This window comes from Acinetobacter towneri DSM 14962 = CIP 107472, assembly GCF_000368785.1.
Lineage (GTDB): Bacteria > Pseudomonadota > Gammaproteobacteria > Pseudomonadales > Moraxellaceae > Acinetobacter > Acinetobacter towneri.
The window spans coordinates 136,033-143,580 of record NZ_KB849690.1; the positions used below are offsets into that span (position 1 = coordinate 136,033).

At 35.4% G+C, this 7,548-nt stretch carries 4 protein-coding genes and 1 pseudogene; all 5 read right to left on the reverse strand.

Annotated elements, in window-relative coordinates; all coding sequences use genetic code 11:
• Nucleotides 1–647, reverse strand: a pseudogene (locus F947_RS14325) (IS3 family transposase); the annotation flags it as partial.
• 322 nt (nucleotides 648–969) lie between these two features.
• Nucleotides 970–1,338 (reverse strand): MbcA/ParS/Xre antitoxin family protein, encoded by a 369-nt coding sequence (locus F947_RS07885; RefSeq protein WP_004974310.1) that lies wholly within the window; start codon nucleotides 1,336–1,338, stop codon nucleotides 970–972.
• Nucleotides 1,339–1,428: 90 nt separating this feature from the next.
• Nucleotides 1,429–4,392: a site-specific integrase gene (locus F947_RS07890; RefSeq protein ID WP_004974313.1), complete on the reverse strand. Its 2,964-nt coding sequence runs from the start codon at nucleotides 4,390–4,392 to the stop codon at nucleotides 1,429–1,431.
• The gene (locus F947_RS07895) at nucleotides 4,389–6,569 is read right to left on the reverse strand and encodes a hypothetical protein (RefSeq protein WP_004974314.1); all 2,181 of its coding nucleotides are present in this window, start codon (nucleotides 6,567–6,569) and stop codon (nucleotides 4,389–4,391) included. Before F947_RS07895 ends, F947_RS07890 begins: the two co-directional genes overlap by 4 nt.
• Nucleotides 6,566–7,198 carry a hypothetical protein gene (locus F947_RS07900; RefSeq protein WP_228258787.1) on the reverse strand — a complete coding sequence of 211 codons (633 nt, stop codon included), beginning with the start codon at nucleotides 7,196–7,198 and terminating at the stop codon, nucleotides 6,566–6,568. The genes F947_RS07895 and F947_RS07900 overlap by 4 nt, the downstream gene beginning before the upstream one ends.
• Between the last annotated feature and the right edge of the window lie 350 nt (nucleotides 7,199–7,548).

The window sequence follows — 7,548 nt, forward strand, 5'->3', positions numbered from 1 at the left end:
CTGAATAGCCAATCCTTTGAGCAGATATGGATATTTACGGTGAGCTTGATTAGCCTGGCTTAAATTTGGTTTGCAATATAACGCCTGAATACCCATTTTCTTCATTAAAGTACGTGTATGACGTCGTCCTATATGATGCCCTTGACGATTCAACAAATCACGCATCATACGACTGCCTGCAAAAGGATATTGCATATGTAATTCATCAATACATCGCATCAGCTTCAGATCTGATGAGCTAACAGGTTTTGGGCGATAATAATAACAACCACGAGAGACTTTCAGTAACTTAGCTTGTTTAGATACTGAAATCTGAAGTGAGTGATCGATTAACTTTTGTGGTTGAAGCGGCCCAGTTTCTTCAACACACCTTCTAAAAAATCAATTTCTAATGCCTGCTCACCGATTTTTGCATGTAACTTTTTAAGATCAATGGGAGGTTCTGATGGAGCTTTTGATTGATCGAAAGCTTGTGAGGAAGCTGAGATCAATTGATTTTTCCAGTCAATAATTTGGTTTTGATGAACATCAAACTCAGAACTCAATTCAGCAAGTGTTTTTTCTGCTTTGATCGCAGCAAGTGCTACCTTAGCCTTAAAGTCGTTTGAATGATTTCTTCTTGGTCTACGTGCCATAAAATACTCCATATATTGATGTTTATAACATCATTTGAGGAGCAGAGTATCACTTATAGGAGTTGTTCAAATTTCCGGATCCATCTCTAACTTTTAACTAATAATAGTTAATGTTCGCTATATAGCAAACTTTTATAATGATTCTTGAATGGCTAAATTGAACTTATAAGATTCAATTTAGCCTCGAATTAAGTTAATAGAATCCATATATGTATGGCAGTTATCAATAATGAGGCAGTTGTATACCTCTTGAGAAGAGGAACTTCTTATACCTTAAATTTAAATTATTAGACAAACAATGACTTTTTTTGTGTGTAATAAGGCCTTGTATATCTTAATATTTACCCTGAAGCCGAAGCCCTTCGACTACGTTTAATATAGTAATTAATCCCTGAGTAGTCTGAATCTGTTCTATTGGAATGCCTTTGGTTAACTTATTTGGTGCCTTCATAAAATGCTGCATCCATTTAGCCTCTCCACCTGTTAAAGCATCTAGTGATATTGCAATACGAATTAAAATAATTGCGAGCTCTCCCTGACTTGAATCAGGATCTAACTCAAGCGAATTTAAAGTTTCTATTGAATCTAAATTGAGAATGATAGCAAGCTGGCCCTGTGTCAAACCAAGTTGATTTGCAGATGATAAAACAGCTTTAGCTAATACCTTTTTTTGTTTTGCAATTTTTTCTGGTGTTTTATGCATGACTGATCTCTGTTTCAGACGTTGCTGATATCTAGAGTTTATACTATTTGATTACCATTTCTCATAGTTCAAATTTTTATTACAAACAGCTTAAAGATGAGAAACTATCATGAGATACATCAGTAATTTGAATACCCCAAGTGCTTTTGCCTCTTTACCTTTGAAGCAGAATTTAATTCGCCTTTCATTTTCATTCAGGCTGAAGTTTTCTGCCCGTAATGTTAAATCCTGTAATGTCTTTTTGAGCTCTGTCTTGCTCTGCTGAGAGAGTTCTAAATGAAGATATTTTTTGGGAAATAAGCTATGAATAAAAGAAAGAAGTTTCTTCAGTTGCCGTTTTTCATTCAGTTCAAAAATTAACTGGGCTGAATTTGGCTGAACTTTTTCAAGATAAATTGAGTAGATCATATGAAGCTGTTTTTTATATTTACTTTGTACATTTGCATAACGCTCCTGGACATGGTGAATGACCTTTTTCTCCTCCTGATTGGTTGGCAACATGGTAACTAATGCAGCAGGAGTTTTCCTTAAAAAATCTGTGGTAAATAACCTCGATGATTTTTTTTGGTTTACACAGGAGGTTTTCAAATGCAGGGCTCTGGCACGTAATTTTTGCGCGATTTGCAAAGGAATGCCTTCAGGTAACAGAAGATCTTGCTCTTTTTCTACTGCAAGAATGTGATGCAATAATTCAAAAGTCATCTCTGAGTCATGAGCTCCTAGCATCAGTGAATCAGGCGATTTCTGTTGCCTTTGTTGATATTGATGATCATGTTGCCTGTAACGGTCTTTAGTGAGTTGATCAAATAAAAACTGTTTGATCGCCCGCTGCTGAACAGGATATTTAATAGAATCATCATGTTTCAGAATATTAAAATAGGCTTCTTTAGGAAGCGGGCTGTGCATTTGATTCAGCTGGTAGCTAATTGCCAGATGCATTAAATGCAGATAGCTTGAACAAGTGGTTTCAGGCGTTAGGTGCCCGGCAAAATGAGAGAGTGCATACCAGGTTTGCTGACTATTTCTGTTTCGCAACAATGCATAACGGATACGTAATTGCTCATGTGGGCTATAGTCAGTAAATGCATCTGCAAGTGTTGAGTTTTTTAAAATCAGGTAAAGATGATTAAATGCAGAATGGCGCAGACTATGGTAAGTAAAATTGTGTTCTCCAAAAACTGGTTGGATCAATTGTTTAAATAGGGAATTCACTTCATTTTCATGAGTTTCCTCTAAGGACTGTTTTAAAAATAGCGGTTGTGCAACTGATTTTCCTTGTTTTTTTAGCAGACGTTTTCTATTCTGACTATATGTTTTAAATGCATGTAATTCGTCGGCTTTAAGTAGATGATGCAGGGGAATTTTGCGGTAAGCTGAGTAGCTTTTTTGATTTTTATTGCGATTGTTGCGAATGGTGAGTATCACTGCATCTTCACTAATAAATAGATCACGTACGAAGATATTTAATGTTTCATTGATCCGTAGTCCGACTCTGAACCCTAGAATAAAAATCAGTTTAAATATATTTTTATCCTGAATCGAAATATCTTGAGTATTTTCGAGCTGCTCTAGCACGTGGTGAAAAATATGGGGCGAGATCAATGCTGTTCTGCAGATTTTTACCTGGATTAAATTATCTAGATCGATAGTAGGTGCTTTAAAAAATAAGGTCTGTTTGTGATGAAACTCCTGTAGACGTTTTTGTAAAGTCGCTCTAGTTGTTTCTTTCTTTAATAAAAGCATTTCTCCATACAGATCTTCAAAATCAGCATCTGAAAATGATGAAATATCTTTGTCTTGCGTTGCCTGCAGCCAATGGACTGCAAACTGTGAAAACATGGTATTTAGAGAACTCTGCTTAATTGGCTGAAAATCTGCTTGTATAAGCTTACGTTTAAATCGTTGCAACTGTTGGATAATTTGATTAAGGCAGTCAAGTTGTGCCTCTGTTAATTTTGAGCGCAGAATAGTCCATAGCAGTAAACGCTCCAAGGCAGGAGGTTGTTCCTTGGCATATAATTCTATGAGTCGATCGCTATAGTTTTTTGCACGAATAGCTTGACGTATTTCTACTAAAGCATCAGCTATATCCATTGAAATATTGGTTATAGAGGGAGCCTGATGGTTTTCACAAGTATTCTCAATCTTATTGTTATTAGGATGAGCTTGTTCAACCTGAACAAAATAAGCTGCTAATTGTTTTTCGAGAGGACTGGAACTGTAAATTTCATTTTTTAAGATACAAATGGACATTTGATCCAGCCCGCTGTTTTTCAGGAACTGTGTATAGTAAAAACCGTATTTTAACAGGTCTTTACAACGCACCTTTTCCTCAGGGAAGCATTCAATAATACAAGCGTTAATCAGATGTTCTGCATCTTCAATATCCGAAAATAAATCAAATTTTTGATGTTTTAGTCTGTAGATCCAGCATTTCACAATATCGTGTAGCACAAACGTTTTGGTATAGCTGACTGAAAAATCAGGGTTATTTATACGCTGATTACCGAAATTCCGGTTCGGGATATCAAGTGAAACAATATGATTCAGGTTTAAAAAACTTTGAAATTTCTTTGTTTTTAAAATGATTTTTAAAAACTTTTGTAGTTCGTTCTCATTATAAATGCCATTAAATAATATTGAACTGATCAAACAGAAGCCAAGTGATTGAGTTAGACTGAAGTCATTATGTTTTGTCCAGTAAGTAATCAAATTTTTGGCAAATTGAGTCACCTTTTTGCCATGTTTTAAGGTTTCAATATTTTGTAGTGGCAGAGATCTTTCGTACCTTACGGGAGCGGCAGGCACTGGATAGTAGTGATTCGATGAAAGATTAAAGCGCTTGATATATTTAGCAAATTCTATACGTGCCATCTGATAGCTACGGATGTTTGACTTACAGTGTTCTAAAAGCTGATTATCAACTTGACGACAAATTTCCGAATAGTTCTCAGGCGTCAGCTCTATACATTTCTCACTAAACAAGTTCAGAAGAAATGCTTTGTTTTTTCTATGCTTTTTTATTCTTTTGAGGGAGTGTGGGTGTTTACTCATTCAATCAGGAATCCATTAAATGTAGACATACTTTTAAGCTTTAAGAGTTCGACTAGCTTGTCTTGCGCTGCTCGAATGTGATCGTAATCGGTTGCCTGAAAACCCGAATAGCGGTCAAAAAGTTCCTGCATGGGCCCATCGTGACCAAAGATGCCATTCAGCATATCTTCATCGCAGTGCTGTGCAAAAAAATAGCGAGCGAAATGGCGAGTCCAATTGCGCTGCAAAACTATAGTTGGACTGTTCTTTTCAATATCAGCAAGCTCTAAATTTCGGATATATCCTTCAGTCTTGGGATATACAAGAAAGGGGCATTGACCATCAAAGATTTCTTGAATTAAAGCTGTTTTTACTTGGTTAGCACAAGCCTTCATAAGATTCTGAAATTGTTTTAAATATTTCAGATAAGACTGTATTTCATCACGAAGAAAATTATTAAATGGTAGGTAGCGTCCAATGGTACCCGAATAACGTTGCTCTTTATCTGCAACAGCCACCAAACAGTTGTCGAGATCAAGATAATCGAGATTCGGGGGAAAGGCTTCATTTGGTCGGGCAGATGTCATAATCATGCAAACGTACCATAGCCAAATTGAATAATATTTCAGTGTATTAAAAGGGTTAGGGTTTCCCCGAACTTGCTTGTCAAGCTCTTTAAAAAAGGATTTAACCAGAGGCAGGTCTGGCGTTTGCTGACTACCGAAAGTAACAGGGGATTTAAATTCTTCGATATAACTAGTGTCGAGTTGCGGGCAAACCAGATAAAGCGTTTGGCTATAAATATCGAGGATATCAACAATTTTCATTGAATAGTAATGGCTTGGGGTGTAGCTATTAACGTTTTCTCCACTAAGTAATTTACTTTCCAATTCATATCCGAGTTCATTCAACGTGATATCGCTGATTAAACGAGGAAGGTTTCGAGCTGTTAAATGAAAAGTAAGGCCGTCACTGATTCTACGTAAATATTCTTGTACATCTGAATCAATATCAGCTTTATCCCACTTTTTTAGTTGAAAAATCTGATCAAAATAAACTTTGGGTAAGGGGATGGTAAAAGAGTTTCCTATATTCATCATATATTCTTTTAATAAAGCATCTTTAAATTTAGAGTTATCAAAACTTTGCCGAAAATAGAAGTTTTCAGGGCTAAAAGTAATTTCTTTTCTTTTTGAACTCAGACGAAAATTTTTCCGAAATACTAATAGCTCTTTATAATGCGTCAAACTGAGTACTGAAAATAAAAGTAAGGCATGAATTGGAGAGGTTTCTGCCTGTTCAAACAAAATTCGCATAATATACTGTGCGGTAGGCAAATCAAAGACACGAGGATTTGACTTGCTCATTAACTGATTCTTGTTTTGATGCAGAACTTTGTTCTTAAGATTATTGACCTGAGCTGTAGTAGAGTATTGCTCAAGAGGATTAAATTCAAAATTATGATCTTCAACTTTTTCTATAGTTTTATCTTCGCGTGGTTGTTTAGCTGTACCTTTTTCAAAATGAGTCTGATACGTTTGTTCATCATCGAGAGATATTCTTGATATCTTTTGAACATCAGTTTGAGGAGCTTCTTTGGCACCTGAACTGCTTTGGCGATTTCGTTTTAAACGTTCAGACTGAGTAAAGACATATTGATAGATGACACGTAGATTTGCCAGCTGGCCAATTTGTTTTTCATCTAAATTTGGTGTGGAGCGGTTAAGTAACTCTCTATTCTCTGTTTCAGCTTTATTTAAAAACTTAAGCAGATCCTCCAACTCAATAGGGAGAGGTGGTAATAAGTTATAAAGCCAATGGTATTCCTGTTTTTTGCTGGCTAAACGAAAACGTCTACAGAGGTTAGCTACAGTGGCTGCATGTTCTTTGCTATCAAGCAATTCAATACATTGAATATTAAAAATGGCCCATTTCAGGGCATTAGCTTGATATGCTGAAGGCGTATTAATGACTGCAATAAGATAATGAATGAGAGGATATTCACTGATTGATTTTTCTACAAGTTTTTGATTTATAATATTGTTAAGTTCAATAATTTTAGTAGGTTTAATGAACTCATTGAGTTTGATTGAATTTTGAAAACTTTCAAGCTTTGCTTCTGCTAGTGTTTGATAGAATTCTCGAAACGGCTCAAGCTTTAATTCTTGAGTATCTTCTAAGTAACTATATCCGTTCATGATGATATTCCAGCCAGAATTTTTTCTAATGAAAGTGGACCAGCATAATTTGAAATAGAACTTACTGGACTTTTGGATTTAGATAGCCCTGATAATTCTCGTAGATGATTGATAGTTAAAACTTCCTGACCGAAAACTTCCTGAAGATGTGCGGCTAAGTATTGTTCATTTAGCCAATATGCGATGATATCTAAGCCATGAATTGAGTGATGTAATCCGGAACACAGTAAGGCCCTAACTTCGCTTAAAGCCTGGATGGTGAATTGGTAGGAATTATTTTTCTCATAAGCTCTGAACTTAAATTCATTTTTATTCTTATTGTAAAAATAAGCATAGATCCAGCTGAAATGACTACTAAAAAAATAGTGATCAGGTGTTTTAGTGGTAAGGAGCGGGATTTCGATATTCTGTTTAAAAGTTAAATTCAAGTGATAGCTTTGCTGTTTATCACTCAGTTGGAAAAATAAAGCTATCCAGATTTGGTACGCATGCATACATTTTGGATAACACATTAATTGTAAGTTTTTTGAAGATACACGATGACTTTCAATAGCTTTTTTTTTATAGACATATGCTGATGTCTCCCCATATTTATGCCAAGTGGCTGAAAAATAAGCTATAATATTCACGTATTTTTTATAGGAGAGTCAAGGGTTGCGCACCCTATATTGTGTTATTAAATTGTAAATTTCACTATATATAGTGTTTTTAATCTTTTTAGCGGTAATTAAAACCCTATTGAATTATGTTTTTAGTTAATATTTAGAATATTTAAGTTGGATTTACAAGGAATTGCATATGGAGATCAAAGAACTAAAACAGGTAGAAGTCATTACTGATGTTTTATGTGAACCGTACCGGGTTTGTCGGAGACTTTTTTATTTAAGTTAGGCCACCTGACCTAACGGGTTAATCTTATCATAGTACATTGCTTCAAACTCAAAAGGTGATACATAACCCAGTGCACTGTGTACACGCT

Coding starts and splice junctions, on each gene's coding strand:
- F947_RS07885 (WP_004974310.1), bottom strand. CDS start 1,338: ATGCATAAAACACCAGAAAAAATTGCAAAACAAAAAAAGGTATTAGCT.
- F947_RS07890 (WP_004974313.1), bottom strand. CDS start 4,392: ATGAGTAAACACCCACACTCCCTCAAAAGAATAAAAAAGCATAGAAAA.
- F947_RS07895 (WP_004974314.1), bottom strand. CDS start 6,569: ATGAACGGATATAGTTACTTAGAAGATACTCAAGAATTAAAGCTTGAG.